26 protein-coding genes are annotated in these 18,137 nt (G+C 56.2%); all 26 read right to left on the reverse strand.

What is annotated here, in order from left to right:
- Positions 1 to 3: 3 nt before the first annotated feature.
- The 26 genes from rplO to rpoC all read right to left on the reverse strand — a co-directional run bounded on the left by rplO (position 4) and on the right by rpoC (position 18,115).
- Positions 4 to 438 (reverse strand): 50S ribosomal protein L15, encoded by a 435-nt coding sequence (gene rplO, locus ELE36_RS14960; protein WP_129834665.1) that lies wholly within the window; start codon positions 436 to 438, stop codon positions 4 to 6.
- A 34-nt stretch (positions 439 to 472) separates the two neighbouring features.
- Positions 473 to 679, reverse strand: coding sequence for a 50S ribosomal protein L30 (gene rpmD / locus ELE36_RS14965; protein WP_129834667.1), 207 nt, complete (start codon positions 677 to 679; stop codon positions 473 to 475).
- Positions 672 to 1,181 carry a 30S ribosomal protein S5 gene (rpsE, locus tag ELE36_RS14970; RefSeq protein ID WP_129834669.1) on the reverse strand — a complete coding sequence of 170 codons (510 nt, stop codon included), beginning with the start codon at positions 1,179 to 1,181 and terminating at the stop codon, positions 672 to 674. Before rpsE ends, rpmD begins: the two co-directional genes overlap by 8 nt.
- A 99-nt stretch (positions 1,182 to 1,280) precedes the next feature.
- Positions 1,281 to 1,634 (reverse strand): 50S ribosomal protein L18, encoded by a 354-nt coding sequence (gene rplR / locus ELE36_RS14975; RefSeq protein WP_129834671.1) that lies wholly within the window; start codon positions 1,632 to 1,634, stop codon positions 1,281 to 1,283.
- A gap of 77 nt (positions 1,635 to 1,711) precedes the next feature.
- Entirely contained in the window at positions 1,712 to 2,242 is a 531-nt protein-coding gene (gene rplF / locus ELE36_RS14980) for a 50S ribosomal protein L6 (protein WP_129834673.1), read from the reverse strand.
- A 15-nt stretch (positions 2,243 to 2,257) separates the two neighbouring features.
- Positions 2,258 to 2,656, reverse strand: coding sequence for a 30S ribosomal protein S8 (gene rpsH, locus ELE36_RS14985; protein ID WP_129834675.1), 399 nt, complete (start codon positions 2,654 to 2,656; stop codon positions 2,258 to 2,260).
- Between the two features lie 15 nt (positions 2,657 to 2,671).
- Entirely contained in the window at positions 2,672 to 2,977 is a 306-nt protein-coding gene (rpsN, locus tag ELE36_RS14990) for a 30S ribosomal protein S14 (RefSeq protein WP_129834677.1), read from the reverse strand.
- A 33-nt stretch (positions 2,978 to 3,010) separates the two neighbouring features.
- Positions 3,011 to 3,550 (reverse strand): 50S ribosomal protein L5, encoded by a 540-nt coding sequence (rplE, locus tag ELE36_RS14995; RefSeq protein ID WP_129834679.1) that lies wholly within the window; start codon positions 3,548 to 3,550, stop codon positions 3,011 to 3,013.
- A gap of 11 nt (positions 3,551 to 3,561) precedes the next feature.
- Positions 3,562 to 3,876, reverse strand: coding sequence for a 50S ribosomal protein L24 (gene rplX, locus ELE36_RS15000; protein ID WP_129834681.1), 315 nt, complete (start codon positions 3,874 to 3,876; stop codon positions 3,562 to 3,564).
- A 23-nt stretch (positions 3,877 to 3,899) separates the two neighbouring features.
- The gene (rplN, locus tag ELE36_RS15005) at positions 3,900 to 4,268 is read right to left on the reverse strand and encodes a 50S ribosomal protein L14 (RefSeq protein WP_129834683.1); all 369 of its coding nucleotides are present in this window, start codon (positions 4,266 to 4,268) and stop codon (positions 3,900 to 3,902) included.
- 28 nt (positions 4,269 to 4,296) lie between these two features.
- The gene (rpsQ, locus tag ELE36_RS15010) at positions 4,297 to 4,560 is read right to left on the reverse strand and encodes a 30S ribosomal protein S17 (RefSeq protein ID WP_129834685.1); all 264 of its coding nucleotides are present in this window, start codon (positions 4,558 to 4,560) and stop codon (positions 4,297 to 4,299) included.
- Between the two features lie 11 nt (positions 4,561 to 4,571).
- Positions 4,572 to 4,772: a 50S ribosomal protein L29 gene (gene rpmC / locus ELE36_RS15015; protein ID WP_129834687.1), complete on the reverse strand. Its 201-nt coding sequence runs from the start codon at positions 4,770 to 4,772 to the stop codon at positions 4,572 to 4,574.
- Complete coding sequence (gene rplP / locus ELE36_RS15020) at positions 4,772 to 5,185, reverse strand: 50S ribosomal protein L16 (RefSeq protein ID WP_129834689.1); 414 nt, start codon at positions 5,183 to 5,185, stop codon at positions 4,772 to 4,774. Before rplP ends, rpmC begins: the two co-directional genes overlap by 1 nt.
- A gap of 11 nt (positions 5,186 to 5,196) precedes the next feature.
- On the reverse strand, positions 5,197 to 5,922 hold the full coding sequence (gene rpsC, locus ELE36_RS15025; RefSeq protein WP_129834691.1) for a 30S ribosomal protein S3: 726 nt from the start codon (positions 5,920 to 5,922) through the stop codon (positions 5,197 to 5,199).
- An 11-nt stretch (positions 5,923 to 5,933) separates the two neighbouring features.
- Positions 5,934 to 6,263: a 50S ribosomal protein L22 gene (gene rplV / locus ELE36_RS15030; RefSeq protein ID WP_207215792.1), complete on the reverse strand. Its 330-nt coding sequence runs from the start codon at positions 6,261 to 6,263 to the stop codon at positions 5,934 to 5,936.
- Between the two features lie 10 nt (positions 6,264 to 6,273).
- Positions 6,274 to 6,549: a 30S ribosomal protein S19 gene (rpsS, locus tag ELE36_RS15035; RefSeq protein WP_129834695.1), complete on the reverse strand. Its 276-nt coding sequence runs from the start codon at positions 6,547 to 6,549 to the stop codon at positions 6,274 to 6,276.
- Positions 6,550 to 6,562: 13 nt separating this feature from the next.
- Complete coding sequence (gene rplB, locus ELE36_RS15040; RefSeq protein ID WP_129834697.1) at positions 6,563 to 7,387, reverse strand: 50S ribosomal protein L2; 825 nt, start codon at positions 7,385 to 7,387, stop codon at positions 6,563 to 6,565.
- A gap of 13 nt (positions 7,388 to 7,400) precedes the next feature.
- Positions 7,401 to 7,694 (reverse strand): 50S ribosomal protein L23, encoded by a 294-nt coding sequence (gene rplW, locus ELE36_RS15045; RefSeq protein ID WP_129834699.1) that lies wholly within the window; start codon positions 7,692 to 7,694, stop codon positions 7,401 to 7,403.
- Positions 7,691 to 8,296, reverse strand: coding sequence for a 50S ribosomal protein L4 (gene rplD, locus ELE36_RS15050; protein ID WP_129834701.1), 606 nt, complete (start codon positions 8,294 to 8,296; stop codon positions 7,691 to 7,693). The genes rplW and rplD overlap by 4 nt, the downstream gene beginning before the upstream one ends.
- A 12-nt stretch (positions 8,297 to 8,308) precedes the next feature.
- Complete coding sequence (gene rplC, locus ELE36_RS15055; protein ID WP_129834703.1) at positions 8,309 to 8,950, reverse strand: 50S ribosomal protein L3; 642 nt, start codon at positions 8,948 to 8,950, stop codon at positions 8,309 to 8,311.
- Positions 8,951 to 8,986: 36 nt separating this feature from the next.
- Positions 8,987 to 9,298, reverse strand: a complete 312-nt coding sequence (rpsJ, locus tag ELE36_RS15060) for a 30S ribosomal protein S10 (protein ID WP_129834705.1) — start codon at positions 9,296 to 9,298, stop codon at positions 8,987 to 8,989.
- Positions 9,299 to 9,368: 70 nt separating this feature from the next.
- Complete coding sequence (tuf, locus tag ELE36_RS15065) at positions 9,369 to 10,559, reverse strand: elongation factor Tu (RefSeq protein WP_129834707.1); 1,191 nt, start codon at positions 10,557 to 10,559, stop codon at positions 9,369 to 9,371.
- A gap of 35 nt (positions 10,560 to 10,594) precedes the next feature.
- A complete protein-coding gene (gene fusA / locus ELE36_RS15070; protein WP_129834709.1) occupies positions 10,595 to 12,685 on the reverse strand; it encodes an elongation factor G in 2,091 nt (696 codons plus the stop codon).
- Positions 12,686 to 12,859: 174 nt separating this feature from the next.
- A complete protein-coding gene (gene rpsG / locus ELE36_RS15075) occupies positions 12,860 to 13,327 on the reverse strand; it encodes a 30S ribosomal protein S7 (RefSeq protein ID WP_129834711.1) in 468 nt (155 codons plus the stop codon).
- Between the two features lie 23 nt (positions 13,328 to 13,350).
- Positions 13,351 to 13,728 (reverse strand): 30S ribosomal protein S12, encoded by a 378-nt coding sequence (gene rpsL, locus ELE36_RS15080; RefSeq protein ID WP_129834713.1) that lies wholly within the window; start codon positions 13,726 to 13,728, stop codon positions 13,351 to 13,353.
- A 196-nt stretch (positions 13,729 to 13,924) separates the two neighbouring features.
- Complete coding sequence (gene rpoC, locus ELE36_RS15085) at positions 13,925 to 18,115, reverse strand: DNA-directed RNA polymerase subunit beta' (RefSeq protein ID WP_129834715.1); 4,191 nt, start codon at positions 18,113 to 18,115, stop codon at positions 13,925 to 13,927.
- Between the last annotated feature and the right edge of the window lie 22 nt (positions 18,116 to 18,137).

Raw genomic sequence — 18,137 nt, forward strand, 5'->3', positions numbered from 1 at the left:
GCCTTACTCCACGCTGCCGCCGGCGGCAATAATCGCCGCCTTCGCGCCAGCCGTGATTGCCACGCCGCTTACCGTAAGCGCGCGAGTAATCTCGCCCTTCTTGACGATCTTGGCGCTTTCGGCACGGTTATCGATCAGGCCAGCCGCTTTCAGCGTCGCAAAATCGATGACGGTAATATCGAGAGCTTCAAGCCGATACAACAAGACTTCGCACACGTCGTGCTTGGTCTTGGAGCGGAAGCCGACCTTCGGCAAACGACGCTGCAACGGCATCTGGCCGCCTTCAAAACCCGGCTTGACCTTGCCCTTACCTGAGCGAGCGAACTGACCCTTGTGGCCACGACCGGCAGTTTTGCCAAGGCCGGAACCGATACCGCGACCGACACGTACGCGATCTTTGCGTGCACCGACAGCGGGTTTGAGCGTATTGAGACGCATGATGTATTACTCCAGAATTCGTTGCGAGCAGCGCTTAAGCGCTTTCTTCCACACGCACCAGGTAACTAACCTGGTTGATCAAACCGCGCACGGAGGGACTGTCTTTGAGTTCCGACACCGAGTTCAGCTTGCGCAAACCCAATGCCTTGACGCTCAAACGATGACGCTCCTGGCAGCTATTGGTGCTCTTTACCAGACGCACGCGCACGGTCTTATGTTCGGATTTCTTGGTCTTAGCCATGACCCATCACCTCTTGCACGGTTTTGCCACGCTTGGCGGCGATGCTCTGCGGCGAATTCATCGCCTTCAGGCCCTTGATGGTTGCGCGAACCAGATTGATCGGGTTACGCGAGCCGACAGCTTTCGCCAACACGTTCTTTACCCCAACCACTTCCAGTACAGCACGCATCGCACCACCGGCAATTACGCCAGTACCTTCGGACGCTGGCTGCATGTAAACACGCGCCGCTCCGTGGTTGGCCTTGACTGCGTACCACAAGGTGCCCTGATTCAATTGCACCGGCGCCATATTGCGACGTGCACGCTCCATCGCTTTCTGGATTGCAACCGGGACTTCTTTCGCCTTGCCGTAACCGAAACCGACCTTGCCATCGCCATCGCCGACAACGGTCAATGCGGTGAACGTCATCTGACGTCCGCCTTTGACGGTCTTGGCAACACGATTAACGGCGATCAATTTCTCAAGCAGCCCATCGGCGCTTTCACGTTCGTTCGTTGACATGTTTCGTTCCTTTGCTTGCCACAATGGGCAACGTTGCTTACGGCTTGGCCGCTTAGAGTTGTGTAGCTCCGAAGAGCTGGGTATTGCCTAGAACAAATTTTAGAACTTCAGACCGCCTTCACGCGCGGCATCTGCCAACGCTTGAATGCGACCGTGATAACGAAAGCCCGAACGGTCGAACGCGACGACTTCGATGCCGGCTGCGCGAGCCTTCTCTGCAATCGCCTTGCCGACAGCCGCCGCTGCGGCCTTGTTCTTGGTGCCTTTCAAGCCATCGGTTACAGCTTTCTGCAGAGTCGAAGCCGCTGCAATCACGGTATCGCCCGAAGCAGAAATAACCTGCGCGTACAAATGCTGACCGGTGCGATGCACGGTAAGGCGCGCGACGTTGAGCTTGCGAATGTGCGCACGCGTGGTCTTGGCGCGGCGCAGTCTTGCGATGTTCTTTTCCATAACAGTCTCCGTGAAGCGGATCGGCATTTGAAAAGTTTGGCCACGAATATGACCAAACTCCTGCGGAAGAAACCGCGTTACGCCTTCTTGGCTTCTTTCAGGGTGATCTTCTCGCCGGCATAACGCACACCCTTGCCCTTGTAGGGCTCCGGTGGGCGGAAAGCGCGGATCTTTGCAGCAACCTGGCCAACACTCTGCTTGTCAGAACCCTGGATGATGACTTCCGTCTGTGTCGGAGTCGCTAAAGTGATTCCTTCCGGCGCCTTGAATACAACCGGGTGGGAAAAACCCAAGGTCAGATTCAAATCCTTGCCGGCCATGGTCGCACGATAACCGACGCCGACCAGCTCAAGCTTGCGCTCATAACCTTGGCTGACACCATGCACCATGTTGTATACGAGGGCGCGTGTGGTACCGGCCATCTTGGTGCTGCCGTTTTCGTCATTGGTCGAAAATGTGACTTCGCCATTTTCGACCACCACACCGGTACCGGGAAGCATCGCCAGTTTCAGCGTGCCTTTCGGGCCTTTGACGGTGATCGAATTATCTTTGACGGCGCACTCAACCCCTTTGGGGAGTGCAACCGCTTTCTTTGCTACGCGTGACATGGATATTCTCCGAACTTAGGCGACGGTGCCGATGATTTCGCCGCCGAGACCCTTCAAACGCGCTTGCGCGTCCGTCATGATCCCGGACGAGGTCGTCACGATCGAAATACCCAGACCGCCCAATACCTTCGGCAATTCATCCTTGCCGCGATACTGGCGCAGGCCGGAACGGCTGACGCGTTGCAAATGGTCAATGGCCGGCTTGCCATCAAAATACTTGAGCGCAATTTCAAGCTCTGCCTTGTTGCCTTCGGCCTTGGTGACCTGGGCATCGCGGATATAACCTTCATCCTTGAGTACCTTGGCAATCGCTACCTTGGTCTTGGACGACGGCATGCGCACTGCCACTTTGGCCGTAGCCTGGGCGTTGCGAATGCGCGTAAACATATCGGCGATCGGATCTGTCATGCTCATAAGTCTATTCCTTCCTTACCAGCTGGCTTTGCGCAAGCCGGGCACGTCACCACGCATCGTGGCTTCGCGCAGCTTGTGACGGCCAAGACCGAACTTGCTGTATACGCCGCGCGAACGGCCGGTCAGCTCGCAGCGATTGCGCTGGCGAACGGGACTGGAGTCACGCGGAAGTTTCTGGATCTTCGTCTGCGCCGCCATCTTGTCCTCGTAGGACGACTTGGGGCTCATCACGATTGCTTTCAGTTCTGCGCGTTTGCTGGCGAATTTTGCCACCAGTTTGGTGCGCTTCTTTTCGCGCATCACCATGCTTGTCTTGGCCATAGCCGGTTTATCCTGTTGCGAATTGGTGCGTGATTAATTGCGGAAAGGGAAACTGAAGGCTTCCAGCAATGCCTTGGCTTCCTCATCGGTCGCTGCGGTCGTGGCGATGGAAATATCCATGCCGCGCAATGCGTCGATCTGATCGAAATCGATCTCAGGAAAGATGATCTGTTCCTTGATCCCCATATTGTAGTTGCCACGGCCGTCAAACGCACGACCATTCACACCGCGGAAGTCGCGGACGCGCGGCAAGGCGATGTTCACGAGACGATCAATGAACTCGTACATGCGGTTACGACGCAAGGTAACCTTGCAACCGATCGGCCAGCCATCACGAATCTTGAAGGTTGCGATCGACTTGCGCGCCAGCGTCGAAACCGGCTTCTGACCGGCGATCTTGGCCATATCGGCGAGTGCAAAATCGAGCACCTTCTTGTTGCCGACCGCCTCGCCCACGCCCATGTTCAGCGTGACCTTGGTGATGCGCGGCACTTGCATGATATTGGCGTAACCAAAGCGCTCCATCAGCTTCGGCACAACTTCATCTTTGTAGAATTTTTCCAGACGTACCATGACTATATTCCTTACGCGTCAACTACTTCGCCCGATGCACGGAAAACGCGCACCTTGCGGCCGTCGTCGAGCTTCTTGAAACCCACGCGTTCGCCTTTATTGGCTGCGGAGTTGAATAGCATGACGTTGGAGATGTGGATGGAAGCCTCACGCTCGACGATACCGCCCGGCTGATTGGCCTGGGGATTCGGCTTCGTGTGGCGCTTAATCAGGTTGATGTTCTGCACTACGAGACGATCACCGTCCACGCGCAGCACTTCACCTTTCTGGCCTTTGTTTTTTCCGGTAATCACGACAACCTGATCACCTTTGCGAATACGGTTCATGGCTTAACCCTGGATATGAACGATTACAACACTTCTGGCGCGAGCGAGACGATCTTCATGAACTTCTCGGTACGCAGTTCGCGCGTCACCGGTCCAAAAATACGTGTGCCGATCGGCTCGAGTTTGTTGTTCAGCAATACGGCAGCGTTGCCATCGAAGCGGATCAACGATCCGTCCGGACGACGAACGCCCTTGCGAGTGCGCACGACAACAGCGTCGTACACTTCGCCTTTCTTTACCTTACCGCGCGGAATGGCTTCTTTGATCGACACCTTGATGATGTCGCCAATGTGGGCGTAACGACGCTTGGAACCGCCGAGCACCTTGATGCACATCAGTTCTCGCGCACCGCTATTATCCGCTGCGGCCAATGTGGTCTGCATTTGAATCATGGCAAACTCCTAAATATCGAGCCAGCGGTTACTGCGCGGCGCGCGTGAGTATTTCAACCACGCGCCAGTTTTTTGTTTTCGACACCGGTGCACACTCAGCGATACGCACGACGTCACCTTCATGGCACTCGCCCTTTTCATCATGGGCGTGCACCTTGGTCGAGCGACGGATGATCTTGCCGTACAGCTTGTGCTGCACCTGGCGTTCGAGCAGCACCGTCACGGTCTTCTGCATCTTGTTGCTGACTACGCGGCCTTCGACCGTGTGCAGTGCTTTCTGATTATCACTCATCACGAATCGCCTTATTTCTTGTCAACTGCTGTCGCGGATACGAGCAGCGTCTTGATCTGTGCAATCTCGCGCCGGACGCGCTTGAACTGATGCGTCTGGGTCTGTTGCCCGGCACCGCGCTGCATGCGCAGATTGAACTGCTCTTTGCGCAGGTCGAGAAGATGCGTGTTGAGATCCGCAGCAGATTTCTTGCTAAGTTCTTTGAATTCCATCACAGCACCGTTCGGCTAACAAACTGCGTCTGCACCGAAAGCTTGGCGGCGGCCAGGCGGAATGCCTCGCGCGCGCTGCTTTCGTCAACGCCTTCAATTTCATACAGCATGCGACCCGGCTGGATCACTGCCACCCAAAATTCCACATTACCCTTACCGTTACCCATACGTACTTCGATCGGCTTGCGGCTGATCGGCTTGTCCGGGAAAACGCGAATCCAGAGCTTGCCGCCGCGCTTGACGAAACGTGTCACGCAACGGCGTGCTGCTTCGATCTGGCGTGCGGTGATATGCCCGTGCGTGATGGCCTTGAGGCCGTACTCGCCGAAGCTCACCTTGTTGGCAACATAACTCAGGCCATGGTTGCGGCCTTTGTGCATCTTGCGATATTTGGTGCGATTAGGTTGCAACATGACTCAAACTCCTACTTCGCGCCTTGACGATGTTCGCGTGGTTCACGCGGCTCGCGCTGGTGCGTATCACGCTGATCGGATTTCGCTTCGGCGACACTGGCGGCGTGCAGGTCGAAAATCTCGCCCTTGTAGATCCACACCTTGATGCCGATGATGCCGTACGTGGTTTTCGCTTCGGCGGTGCCGTAGTCGATATCCGCACGCAACGTATGCAGCGGAACGCGACCTTCACGGTACCATTCGGAACGTGCGATTTCCGCACCGTTCAAACGCCCACCCACATTGACCTTGATACCGAGTGCGCCGATGCGCATCGCATTTGTCACGGCACGCTTCATCGCGCGCCGGAACATGATGCGGCGCTCCAGCTGCTGCGCGATCGACTCGGCAACCAGCTGTGCATCAAGCTCGGGCTTGCGCACTTCAGCCACGTTGATGTGAGCGGGAACGCCCATCACCGCCGAGACTTCCTTGCGCAGTTTCTCGATGTCCTCGCCTTTCTTGCCGATCACCACACCCGGACGCGCCGTGTGAATGGTGATACGCGCAGTCTTGGCCGGACGCTCGATCAAAATCTTCGAAATACCCGCCTGGGCCAACTTCTTGCGCAGCAACTCGCGCACGCGCAGATCGGCGGCAAGATACTTGGCGTAGTCGGCCTTGTTGGCGAACCATTTGGAATTCCAATCCTTGGAGATGCCAAGGCGAATTCCGGTTGGATGAACTTTATGACCCATCGTTCGTTTCCTTAGCTACCTACGACCACAGTGATGTGGCTGCTACGCTTCAAGATGCGTGCACCGCGGCCTTTGGCGCGAGCATGCATGCGCTTCATGGTCGGACCTTCATCAACAAAGATCTTCGACACCTTCAATTCATCCACATCAGCGCCCTGGTTGTTTTCGGCATTCGCGATCGCCGACAACAGCAGTTTCTTGATGAGGTGCGCTGCCTTCTTGTTGCTGAAGGTCAGCAGGTTGGTTGCATGTCCAACGGGCATGCCACGAACCTGATCACAAACCAGACGCACTTTTTGCGCCGAGATGCGAGCACTACGTAAAATCGCTTTCGCTTCCATGGTCATCCCCTTACTTACCGGATTTCTTGTCGCCGGAGTGACCCTTGAACGTACGGGTCACGGCGAACTCACCGAGTTTGTGGCCGACCATGTTCTCGTTAACCAGCACAGGAACATGCTGACGACCGTTATGCACAGCGAGCGTGAGGCCTACCATTTCCGGCAGGATCATGGAACGTCGCGACCAGGTCTTGATCGGACGCTTGTTATTGGTGGCTGCCGCCGCCTCGACCTTCTTGAGAAGGTGCAGGTCGACAAACGGGCCTTTTTTCAGAGAACGCGCCATGGTCTATTCCTGATTACTTCTTGCTACGGCGCACGATGAACTGCTCCGTGCGCTTGTTGTTACGAGTCTTGAAGCCCTTGGTCGGCTGGCCCCACGGACTGACCGGATGACGACCGCCCGAGGTCTTGCCTTCACCACCACCATGCGGATGGTCGACCGGGTTCATCACCACACCGCGAACGGTCGGACGAATACCCAACCAGCGCTTGGCGCCGGCCTTGCCGATCTTGCGCAGGCTGTGTTCCGAGTTACCGACTTCACCCAAGGTAGCGTGGCACTCGGCCGGCACCTTGCGGGTTTCGCCAGAACGCAGACGCAGCGTGGCATAACCTTGTTCACGAGCAATCAACTGAGCAGAGGCGCCGGCACTGCGCGCAATCTGCGCACCCTTGCCTGGCTTCATCTCGATGCAATGCACGGTCGAACCGATCGGCACATTGCGCAGCGGCAAGGTGTTGCCCGGTTTGATCGGCGCATCGCGACCAGCCATGAGCTGATCACCAATTGCCACGCCCTTCGGCGCGATGATGTAACGACGCTCGCCATCGACATACAACAGCAGCGCAATGTGCGCGGTGCGGTTGGGATCGTATTCGATCCGCTCGACCTTGCAGGCAATGCCTTCTTTGTCGCGCTTGAAATCGATGATGCGGTAATGCTGTTTGTGACCACCACCTTTATGACGGGTGGTGATGCGTCCGTAATGGTTACGGCCGCCAGTCTTGCTCTGCGACTCGACAAGAGCCGCATGCGGCTTGCCTTTGTGCAGCCCCGGCGTTACCACTCGAACCATCGAGCGGCGGCCAGGAGACGTTGGTTTTACTGTCATCAATGCCATGGGTTATCCCACCTTATGCCTTTGCGGTCACGTCGATGGTTTGGCCATCGAGCAGACTCACATAGGCTTTGCGCCAGTCGCTACGGCGACCGGTACGATTACGAAACGGCTTGGTCTTGCCTTTGACGTTGACCACGTTGACAGCTTTCACCTTGACACTGAAAAGCTCTTCAACGGCGGCCTTGACGTCGGCCTTGGTCGCAGTGGACGCAACTTCAAAAACGTAGGAGCTACTTTCCTGCAGACGCGCACTCTTTTCAGAGATATGCGGGGCGCGCAGGATATTCAACAAATGTTCGGTGCTCATGCCAGCCACTCCTCGATTTTCTTGATCGACTCGACGGTCACGACGACGTGATCGGCATCAACCAGGCTGACCGGATCCAGCGCGGACACATCACACACCGCGATATACGGCAGATTGCGTGCAGCCAGATAAATGTTCTGATTCACGTCTTCGGTGACCAACAACACTTTCTTGCCCAGATCGAGATCCTTGAGCTTGCCGAGCAGATGCTGGGTCTTGGCTTCGGTGATATCAAAACCCGTCACCACTTTCAGACGACCCTGACGATTCAGCTCGGACAAGATGGCCTGCACTGCACCGCGGAACATCTTCTTGTTGACCTTCTGCGCAAAGCTGCGTGGCTTCGCTGCAAAGGTCACACCACCGCCGACAAAGATCGGAGCGCGGTAATCGCCGTGACGTGCACCGCCGCCTTTCTGCTTCTTGAATTTCTTGGTAGTACCGCGAACTTCCGAACGAGTCTTCTGTGCCTTGGTACCGGAGCGGCCCGCATTGCGGTACGCGACGACAACCTGATGCACCAGACTTCCGCTGAATTCGCGATCAAACACCGTGTCGGAAACCGACAGAGGTTCTTTCGCACCGACTACTTGCAATTCCATGATGCGGCTCCTTTAACCTTTCGACGCTGGACGGATGATGACATCACCATTCGTCGCACCCGGAACCGCACCACGAATCGCGATCAGGTGACGCTCGGCGTCGATCTTGACCACGACCAGATTCTGGACCGTTTGATTTTCTGCACCCATGTGCCCGGCCATCTTCTTGCCCGGAAACACACGACCTGGAGTTTGACGCTGACCAATTGAGCCCGGCGCACGATGCGACAACGAGTTACCGTGGGTGGCATCGCCCATGGTGAAGTTCCAGCGCTTGATCGTGCCCTGGAAGCCCTTGCCCTTGGTGACACCGGCAACGTCGACCTTCTGACCAATCGTGAAAACTTCATCAGCCTTCAACTCACCACCGACATTGAACTTGCCGATCTCACCAGCTTCAACACGGAACTCCCACAGGCCGCGACCCGCTTCAACCTTGGCCTTGGCGTGGTGCCCGGCGATCGGCTTGCTGATCAGCGCAGCGCGCTTCTTGCCAACGGCAACCTGCACCGCTGTATAACCGTCGATTTCCACGGTCTTCACTTGGGTAATACGATTCGGCGTCGCTTCAATCAGCGTTACGGGAATCGATTCACCAGCTTCAGTGAAGATTCGTGTCATGCCGCATTTGCGGCCTACTAACCCGATACTCATCGTCGTGTCCTAATATACTTTTGTTATATCTGCTGCTTAGTACAATTTGATCTGAACGTCGACGCCGGCCGCCAGATCGAGCTTCATCAGGGCGTCAACGGTCTTGTCGTTCGGATCGACGATATCCAGCACACGTTTGTGAGTGCGGGTTTCGTACTGATCACGCGCATCCTTGTCTACGTGCGGCGACGTCAGGATGGTGAAACGCTCCATCTTGGTCGGCAGCGGAATCGGGCCACGAACCTGCGCACCAGTGCGCTTGGCCGTTTCCACAATTTCACTCGCGGAGCGATCGATCAAACGATGATCGTACGCCTTGAGTCGAATTCGAATCTTCTGGTCAGCCATGAGCCGTGTCCTTCAATCACAAAGAGCAAAGAGGCGGGATCTTGTCCCGCCTCCGGGATGCATTAATTACTTACTTGACGACCTTGGCCACCACACCAGCGCCGACGGTACGGCCGCCTTCGCGAATCGCGAAGCGCAGACCTTCTTCCATCGCGATCGGGTGGATCAAGCTCACCACCATTTTGATGTTGTCGCCCGGCATGACCATTTCCACGCCTTCCGGCAACTCGCACGCACCCGTGACATCGGTGGTGCGGAAGTAGAACTGCGGACGGTAGCCTTTGAAGAACGGCGTGTGACGGCCACCTTCATCCTTGCTCAACACGTAAACCTCGGCTTCGAAGTCGGTGTGCGGGGTGATGCTGCCGGGCTTGCACAACACTTGGCCACGCTCGACGTCGTCGCGCTTGGTGCCGCGCAGGAGGACACCGACGTTGTCACCGGCCATACCCTGATCGAGCAGCTTGCGGAACATTTCAACACCGGTGCAGGTGGTCTTGACGGTCGGCTTGATGCCGACGATCTCGATTTCATCACCGACTTTGACGATGCCGCGTTCAATACGACCGGTCACGACGGTGCCGCGGCCAGAGATCGAGAACACGTCTTCGACGGGCAGCAGGAACGGCTTGTCGAGTACGCGGGTCGGTTCCGGGATGTAGCTGTCCAGCGCATCGACGAGCTTGATGATCGACGGCACGCCGATTTCGCTCTGATCACCGGCCAGCGCTTTCATCGCCGAGCCGTGGATGATCGGGGTGTCATCGCCCGGGAATTCGTACTTGCTGAGCAAGTCGCGAACTTCCATTTCGACGAGTTCGAGCAGTTCGGCGTCGTCGACCATGTCGCACTTGTTCAGGTACACCACAACGTACGGCACACCAACCTGACGGGCGAGCAGGATGTGCTCACGGGTCTGCGGCATCGGGCCATCGGCGGCGGAACACACCAGGATCGCGCCGTCCATCTGCGCGGCACCGGTGATCATGTTTTTCACATAATCGGCGTGGCCGGGGCAATCGACGTGGGCGTAGTGGCGATTCGGGGATTCATATTCCACGTGGGCCGTAGCAATCGTGATGCCGCGCGCACGCTCTTCCGGCGCTGCGTCGATCTGATCGTACGCTTTGAACTCGCCACCAAAACGTTCTGCTCCGACTTTCGTCAGCGCTGCTGTCAGCGTGGTCTTGCCGTGATCGACGTGGCCAATTGTGCCTACGTTGACGTGCGGCTTCTTACGCTCGAATTTTCCCTTAGCCATGACTCAAACCTCAATAATTCTTGAATTAATCAATCTCAGGATTTTTTCATTACCGCTTCGGCGACATTGGTCGGCGCTTCGGCGTAATGATCAAATTCCATCGTGAAGGTCGCTCGACCCTGGCTCATTGAGCGCAAGGATGTCGCGTAACCAAACATTTCACCCAGTGGCACCTGAGCATCAATGGTCTTGCCGGACGGAGAATCCTCCTGACCTTGCAACACACCACGACGACGACTCAGATCACCCATCACATCGCCCATGTAATCTTCAGGCGTTACGACTTCGACTTTCATTATCGGCTCAAGCAGTACCGGACTCGCTTTCGCGAAACCATCCTTGAATGCCATCGAACCGGCAATCTTGAACGCCATTTCATTGGAGTCGACATCGTGATACGAACCGTCGATCAGACGGATCTTGACGTCAACCACCGGGAAGCCGGCAAGTATGCCATTTCCCAGCTGCTCTTGAATACCTTTATCTACCGCCGGGATGTATTCCTTTGGAATGACACCGCCGATTACGGCGTTCTCGAACAAATACCCTGCACCACGTTCGCGCGGCTCCATCTCGATGACCACATGACCATATTGGCCGCGACCACCAGACTGACGCACAAACTTGCCTTCTTGCTTGACCGCCTTGCGAATCGTCTCGCGATACGCAACCTGCGGCTTGCCAACATTTGCCTCAACGCTGAATTCGCGCTTCATGCGATCAACGATGATTTCCAGATGCAACTCGCCCATTCCTGCGATGATGGTCTGACCCGACTCTTCATCCGAACGCACTCGAAACGATGGATCTTCCTGCGCGAGACGCGACAAGGCGATACCCATTTTTTCCTGATCTACCTTGGTCCGAGGCTCAATCGCCATCGCGATGACCGGCTCGGGAAAGATCATTTTTTCGAGCGTTATTACTTTATCCAGTGCACACAGGGTATCGCCGGTTGTTACGTCTTTCAGACCGACTGCCGCCGCAATATCACCTGCACGCACTTCTTTTATTTCATCGCGATTGTTTGCATGCATCTGCAGCAAACGACCGACACGCTCTTTCTTGCCTTTGATCGGACTGAATACCGTATCTCCGGAATTCAGCACCCCGGAATAAACCCGGAAGAATGTCAACGAACCGACATACGGATCAGTAGCGATCTTGAATGCAAGTGCCGAAAACGGTTGATCGTCACCAGCAGATCGCAATATCTCTTTATCGTCTTCGTCCAAGCCCTTCACGGGCGGCCGGTCGGACGGCGCTGGAAGATAGCGAATTACGCCATCCAACATCGCTTGTACACCCTTGTTCTTGAAGGCCGAACCGCAAAACACCGGAATGATCTTGGTGCTCAGCGTGCCGATACGAATGCCTTCGATCACCTCTTCTTCGGACAGATCTTCACCGCCCAAATATTTGTCCATGAGCACATCGGAGTTCTCCGCCGCCGACTCCACCAGATGCTCGCGCGCCGCCTTGGCCGCTGCCAGCAAATCTGCAGGGATCTCGATGTAATCGAACTTCATGCCCTGGGACTCCATGTCCCAGTGGATTGCCTTCATCTTGAGCAGATCAATCACGCCCTCAAACTTGTCTTCCGCACCGATCGGCATCTGCATTGGCACCGGATTGGCACCAAGACGCGACCTGAGTTGAGCGATAACTTTGTTGAAATCTGCGCCGGCGCGATCCATCTTGTTGACGAACGCGACACGCGGCACACCGTACTTGTTCGCTTGCCGCCACACCGTTTCCGACTGCGGCTGCACACCGCCGACCGCACAGAGCACAAACACCGCACCATCCAGCACGCGCAAAGAACGCTCTACCTCGATAGTGAAATCAACGTGTCCCGGCGTATCGATGATATTAAAACGATGCAGCGCGAACGAACCGTCCATACCCTGCCAGAAGCAAGTTGTTGCAGCGGACGTGATGGTAATGCCACGCTCCTGCTCCTGCTCCATCCAGTCCATCGTAGCCGCACCTTCATGCACTTCACCGATCTTGTGGGATCGGCCAGTGTAAAAAAGAATGCGCTCAGTCGTCGTCGTTTTACCCGCATCAATATGAGCCATGATGCCGAAATTACGATACTGATCGATGGGGGTAGTACGTGCCACAAGGTTCTCTCTACTTAATCGCAGCAACATCGGATTGCAGATATCGGGATATTAAAACCACAACTTCTACAAGCCACTCGAGCCAAAAATGCAGAATCGAGTTATCTCCAAATCCAGAGAATTGATGTTACAAATCTTGTATTTCTAATTCTAAAATCGATTCTGAAAATCGAATTACCAGCGATAATGCGAGAACGCCTTGTTGGCTTCAGCCATACGATGCGTTTCTTCACGCTTCTTGACAGCGCCACCGCGGTTTTCAGCAGCTTCAAGCAACTCGGCAGCCAGCTTGCGCGGCATCGAGTTTTCGCCACGCTTGCGCGCCGCATCAATCACCCAGCGCATTGCCAATGCCATACGACGACTGGAACGAACTTCGACCGGCACCTGGTAAGTAGCACCACCAACGCGACGCGACTTCACTTCGACCGCCGGAGCAACATTACCCAATGCTTTTTCGATCAGATCGACCGGCGTCGCATGCTTTTCGCCAATGTGCGCAAGCGCGCCATAAACGATACCTTCAGCAATCGACTTCTTGCCGCTCAACATCACCATATTGATGAAGCGAGCAATCAACTGACTTCCGTGCTTGGGATCCGGCAGCATTACGCGTGCGGGATGGGAACCTTTTCTCGACATGATCCGAACCTTGTACTAATTACTTAGGACGATTTCGGGCGCTTGGCGCCGTACTTCGAGCGACTCTGGCGACGCTTGGTCACACCAGACGCATCCAGACTTCCGCGTACCGTGTGGTAGCGCACACCAGGAAGATCCTTGACGCGACCACCGCGAATCAGAACCACGGAATGCTCTTGCAAGTTGTGACCTTCGCCACCGATGTAACTAATGACCTCAAACCCGTTAGTCAAGCGCACTTTCGCGACTTTACGCAGAGCTGAGTTCGGTTTCTTCGGGGTAGTCGTATAAACGCGAGTACAAACGCCACGACGCTGCGGGCAATTTTCCAGCGCGGGCGACGCGCTCTTGTACGTCTTCGGGCGACGCGGCTTGCGTACCAACTGATTTACTGTAGACATTCTCGGGACCTTAAGAAACAAAAGACAGGCCGGTATAATCCGGTCTGCCGAGACGAAAAAGTATAGCAGGCGCCAATAGAAATCGTCAACTTAAAAAGTTAACGATTTCAGGCCAAGAATCCTTTCATCGAACACGAGGCGCATCCTGCGCCTCTTTTCGAGGTGTATGGCAAACGCGTTAGCGCTTTGCCTGACTTTATTCCGCTACTGCGGGAACCACGACTGCTGCATTACCACGGAGTGTTTCCATCTCCGAATCCGTAAGCTCACCGCGACGGCGACGCTTAGAATGGTAAGCGAGTCCGGTACCTGCCGGAATCAAGCGACCAACTATAACGTTTTCTTTCAGGCCGCGCAAGGTATCTCGTGTTCCGCGCACCGAAGCTTCGGTAAGCACACGCGTGGTTTCCTGGAAAGACGCCGCCGAAATAAACGATTCCGTTGCCAGCGATGCCTTGGTAATACCCAGCAACACCGGCTCGAACTCGGCAACACGTTCATCACGGGAAATCGCACGTGCATTTTCCTCGTTGACACGAATACGTTCTGCTTGCTCGCCACGCAGATAACGCGTGTCGCCGGGCACGGTGATCTCGACCTTGCGCAGCATCTGGCGAACAATTGCCTCGATGTGCTTGTCGTTGATCTTCACACCCTGCAGGCGATAGACGTCCTGAATTTCCTTGGTCAGGTACGCGGCCAGCGGCTCGACACCGAGCAATCGCAGAATATCGTGCGGATTCGGCTCGCCGTCGACAACGGTTTCGCCCTTCTCCACATGTTCACCCTCAAACACGATGACCTGACGCCATTTCGGAATCAGCTCCTCGTGCTCCTCGCCATCCACATCGCGGATGATCAAGCGCTGCTTGCCCTTCGTGTCCTTGCCGAAGCTGATGATGCCGGAACGCTCGGCAAGAATCGCCGGCTCTTTCGGCTTGCGCGCCTCGAACAGATCGGCCACGCGCGGCAGACCGCCGGTGATATCGCGGGTCTGCGACTTCTCCTGCGGAATACGCGCGACCACGTCACCCACGCCCACTTCAGCGCCATCCTGCAGCGAGATAATCGCGCCGGCAGGCAGGAAGTACTGTGCCGGAATATCCGTGCCCGGCAAACGCAGATCCTTGCCTTTCTTGTCTTCGATGCGCACCAACGGACGCAAATCTTTCGCCGCAACACCACGACGCTTCGGATCGGTCACGACTGCACTCTGCAAGCCGGTCAGATCGTCGATCTGCTCCTGCACGGTGATGCCGTCGATGAAGTCACTGAAGCGAATGCGACCTGCCACTTCCGAAACGATCGGATGGGTATGCGGATCCCAGTTCGCAACGATCTGACCCGCCTTGAGCGGTGCGCCATCCTTGGTATTCAATACGGCACCGTAAGGCACCTTGTAGCGTTCGCGCTCGCGACCATTCACGTCCATTACCGAAATTTCGCCAGAACGCGACACGGCAACCAAATGCCCCGCTGCATGCTGCACGGTCTTCAGGTTATTGAACTTGATATTGCCGGTGGTCTTGACCTGAACATTATCGATAGCCGCTGCTCGCGATGCCGCACCACCGATGTGGAACGTACGCATGGTCAGCTGCGTGCCAGGCTCGCCGATCGACTGTGCGGCAATCACGCCCACCGCTTCGCCACGGTTGACCAGATGTCCACGGGCCAGATCGCGGCCGTAGCAGAATGCGCAGATACCGAAGGTCGCTTCACAAGTAATCGGCGAACGCACCTGGATGATCTGCACACCAGCGGTTTCGAGTTTTTCGACCCATTTTTCATCGAGCAAGGTATTGCGCGTGACGATCGGATCTTCGTCGTTGCCGGGCGCATATGCGTCTTCGGCCACAATGCGGCCCAGCACACGATCGCGCAACGGCTCGACCACATCGCCGCCTTCAACGATCGGCGTCATGGTCAGGCTTTGCGTGGTACCGCAATCGTCCGACGTGATCACAACGTCCTGCGCCACGTCGACGAGACGACGTGTCAGGTAACCCGAGTTCGCGGTCTTCAGCGCGGTATCGGCCAGGCCTTTACGAGCACCGTGGGTCGAGATGAAGTACTGCAAAACGTCCAGGCCTTCGCGGAAGTTGGCCTTGATCGGAGTTTCGATGATCGAGCCATCCGGTTTTGCCATCAGGCCGCGCATACCGGCGAGCTGACGAATCTGCGCCGCAGAACCACGCGCGCCGGAATCGGCCATGATGTAGACCGAGTTCATCGATTTCTGATCGACGATCTCGCCCTTGGCATTCGTCACCTTTTCGGTGCCGATCGCATCCATCATCGCTTTTGCGACGCGCTCGTTGGTACGCGACCAGATATCGACGACCTTGTTGTAGCGCTCGCCGGCGGTGACGAGACCCGAAGCAAACTGCTCCTGAATCTCGAGCACTTCCTTTTCGGCTTCTTCCAGGATCGGCTGCTTTTCGTTCGGGATAGTCAGATCGTCAATACCGATCGACACGCCGGCACGCGTTGCGTAATGGAAGCCGGTGTACATCAGCTGATCCGCGAACACCACGGTATCTTTCAAACCGAGGCGACGGTAGCACTGGTTGATCAAACCTGAGATTGCCTTCTTCGTCAGCACGATATTCGCGAGCGCGAACGGCAGGCCAACCGGCAGGATTTCTGCGAGCAAGGCGCGACCGATCGTGGTATCGACGATCGAGGTTTTCTCGGTGCGATTCTTCTGCTCGTCGATCTCAATTTCGTGCATGCGCACTTTGACCTTCGCATGCAGATCGACCACGCGGTTCTGATACGCGCGATGCACTTCGGCGACGTTGGCGAAAATCATGCCTTCGCCGCGCGCATTGATCAGTTCGCGTGTCATGTAATACAGACCGAGCACCACGTCCTGCGTTGGCACGATGATCGGATCACCGTTGGCTGGCGACAGGATGTTGTTGGTCGACATCATCAGCGCACGCGCTTCGAGCTGCGCTTCGATCGACAGCGGTACATGGACGGCCATCTGATCGCCGTCGAAGTCGGCGTTGAACGAGGTACAAACCAGCGGATGCAGCTGGATCGCCTTGCCTTCGACCAACACGGGTTCGAATGCCTGGATACCGAGACGATGCAAGGTCGGCGCACGGTTCAGCAGCACTGGATGTTCGCGAATGACTTCTTCGAGAATGTCCCAGACTTCCGCGCTTTCGCGCTCAACGAGTTTCTTCGCCGCTTTGATCGTCGTGGCAAGACCACGACGTTGCAGTTTCGAGAAGATGAACGGCTTGAACAACTCCAGCGCCATTTTCTTCGGCAGACCACACTCGTGCAGCTTGAGGGTCGGGCCAACCACGATCACAGAACGACCGGAGTAATCGACGCGCTTGCCGAGCAGGTTCTGACGGAAACGACCCTGCTTGCCCTTGATCATGTCGGCCAGGGATTTCAGCGGGCGCTTGTTTGTGCCGGTAATGGCACGACCGCGACGACCGTTGTCCATCAGCGCATCGACCGATTCCTGCAGCATGCGCTTTTCGTTGCGCACGATGATGTCGGGCGCATTGAGTTCGAGCAGACGACGCAGACGGTTATTGCGATTGATCACACGACGGTACAGATCGTTCAGATCCGAGGTTGCGAAACGGCCACCATCAAGCGGAACCAGCGGACGCAGATCCGGTGGCAATACTGGCAACACGGTCAGCACCATGTATTCCGGGCGATTGCCGGAATCATGGAACGCCTCGACCAGCTTGATGCGCTTGGACAAACGCTTGAGCTTGGTCTCGGAATTGGTGCTGGCGATTTCCTCGCGCAGACGAATGATGTCGGCCGCGAGATCGATGCCCTTCAGCAGTTCGTAAACCGCCTCGGCACCCATGCGCGCGTCGAACTCGTCACCATGATCTTCCACGGCCTGCAGGTACTGCTCTTCATTGAGCAACTGGCCGCGCTCAAGCGGGGTCAGGCCCGGGTCGATCACGACATAGGCTTCGAAATACAGAATGCGCTCGATGTCGCGCAAGGTCATGTCCAGCATCAGGCCGATCCGCGACGGCAGCGACTTGAGGAACCAGATATGCGCGGTCGGGCTGGCCAGATCGATGTGGCCCATGCGCTCGCGACGCACCTTGGTTAGGGTGACTTCGGTGCCGCACTTCTCGCAGACCACACCACGATGTTTCATGCGCTTGTATTTGCCGCACAGACACTCGTAGTCCTTCACCGGTCCGAAGATCGCGGCGCAGAACAGGCCATCACGCTCCGGCTTGAAGGTGCGGTAGTTGATCGTTTCCGGCTTTTTCACTTCGCCGAACGACCACGAACGGATCAGCTCCGGCGAGGCCAGAGCAATCTTGATGGAATCGAAATCCAGCGACTGACGCTGCTGGTTGAACAAATTAAGCAAGTCTTTCATGAGCTACTCCCGTTTGCGCGCA

It is taken from the genome of Pseudolysobacter antarcticus (assembly GCF_004168365.1).
Lineage (GTDB): Bacteria > Pseudomonadota > Gammaproteobacteria > Xanthomonadales > Rhodanobacteraceae > Pseudolysobacter > Pseudolysobacter antarcticus.

Excerpts from the sequence above, each read along its gene's own strand:
- rpsS (WP_129834695.1), bottom strand. The coding sequence starts at position 6,549 with ATGGCGCGTTCTCTGAAAAAAGGCCCGTTTGTCGACCTGCACCTTCTC.
- rplF (WP_129834673.1), bottom strand. The coding sequence starts at position 2,242 with ATGTCACGCGTAGCAAAGAAAGCGGTTGCACTCCCCAAAGGGGTTGAG.
- rplN (WP_129834683.1), bottom strand. The coding sequence starts at position 4,268 with ATGATTCAAATGCAGACCACATTGGCCGCAGCGGATAATAGCGGTGCG.
- rplC (WP_129834703.1), bottom strand. The coding sequence starts at position 8,950 with ATGAGTATCGGGTTAGTAGGCCGCAAATGCGGCATGACACGAATCTTC.
- rplO (WP_129834665.1), bottom strand. The coding sequence starts at position 438 with ATGCGTCTCAATACGCTCAAACCCGCTGTCGGTGCACGCAAAGATCGC.
- rplP (WP_129834689.1), bottom strand. The coding sequence starts at position 5,185 with ATGTTGCAACCTAATCGCACCAAATATCGCAAGATGCACAAAGGCCGC.
- rpsG (WP_129834711.1), bottom strand. The coding sequence starts at position 13,327 with ATGTCGAGAAAAGGTTCCCATCCCGCACGCGTAATGCTGCCGGATCCC.
- rplX (WP_129834681.1), bottom strand. The coding sequence starts at position 3,876 with ATGAACCGTATTCGCAAAGGTGATCAGGTTGTCGTGATTACCGGAAAA.
- rplV (WP_207215792.1), bottom strand. The coding sequence starts at position 6,263 with ATGGAAGCGAAAGCGATTTTACGTAGTGCTCGCATCTCGGCGCAAAAA.
- rpsC (WP_129834691.1), bottom strand. The coding sequence starts at position 5,922 with ATGGGTCATAAAGTTCATCCAACCGGAATTCGCCTTGGCATCTCCAAG.
- rplR (WP_129834671.1), bottom strand. The coding sequence starts at position 1,634 with ATGGAAAAGAACATCGCAAGACTGCGCCGCGCCAAGACCACGCGTGCG.
- rpmD (WP_129834667.1), bottom strand. The coding sequence starts at position 679 with ATGGCTAAGACCAAGAAATCCGAACATAAGACCGTGCGCGTGCGTCTG.
- rplE (WP_129834679.1), bottom strand. The coding sequence starts at position 3,550 with ATGGTACGTCTGGAAAAATTCTACAAAGATGAAGTTGTGCCGAAGCTG.
- rpsE (WP_129834669.1), bottom strand. The coding sequence starts at position 1,181 with ATGTCAACGAACGAACGTGAAAGCGCCGATGGGCTGCTTGAGAAATTG.
- rplB (WP_129834697.1), bottom strand. The coding sequence starts at position 7,387 with ATGGCATTGATGACAGTAAAACCAACGTCTCCTGGCCGCCGCTCGATG.
- rpsN (WP_129834677.1), bottom strand. The coding sequence starts at position 2,977 with ATGGCCAAGACAAGCATGGTGATGCGCGAAAAGAAGCGCACCAAACTG.
- rplD (WP_129834701.1), bottom strand. The coding sequence starts at position 8,296 with ATGGAATTGCAAGTAGTCGGTGCGAAAGAACCTCTGTCGGTTTCCGAC.
- rpmC (WP_129834687.1), bottom strand. The coding sequence starts at position 4,772 with ATGGAATTCAAAGAACTTAGCAAGAAATCTGCTGCGGATCTCAACACG.
- rpsQ (WP_129834685.1), bottom strand. The coding sequence starts at position 4,560 with ATGAGTGATAATCAGAAAGCACTGCACACGGTCGAAGGCCGCGTAGTC.
- rpsH (WP_129834675.1), bottom strand. The coding sequence starts at position 2,656 with ATGAGCATGACAGATCCGATCGCCGATATGTTTACGCGCATTCGCAAC.
- rplW (WP_129834699.1), bottom strand. The coding sequence starts at position 7,694 with ATGAGCACCGAACATTTGTTGAATATCCTGCGCGCCCCGCATATCTCT.
- rpsJ (WP_129834705.1), bottom strand. The coding sequence starts at position 9,298 with ATGGCTGACCAGAAGATTCGAATTCGACTCAAGGCGTACGATCATCGT.
- rpoC (WP_129834715.1), bottom strand. The coding sequence starts at position 18,115 with ATGAAAGACTTGCTTAATTTGTTCAACCAGCAGCGTCAGTCGCTGGAT.
- tuf (WP_129834707.1), bottom strand. The coding sequence starts at position 10,559 with ATGGCTAAGGGAAAATTCGAGCGTAAGAAGCCGCACGTCAACGTAGGC.
- rpsL (WP_129834713.1), bottom strand. The coding sequence starts at position 13,728 with ATGTCTACAGTAAATCAGTTGGTACGCAAGCCGCGTCGCCCGAAGACG.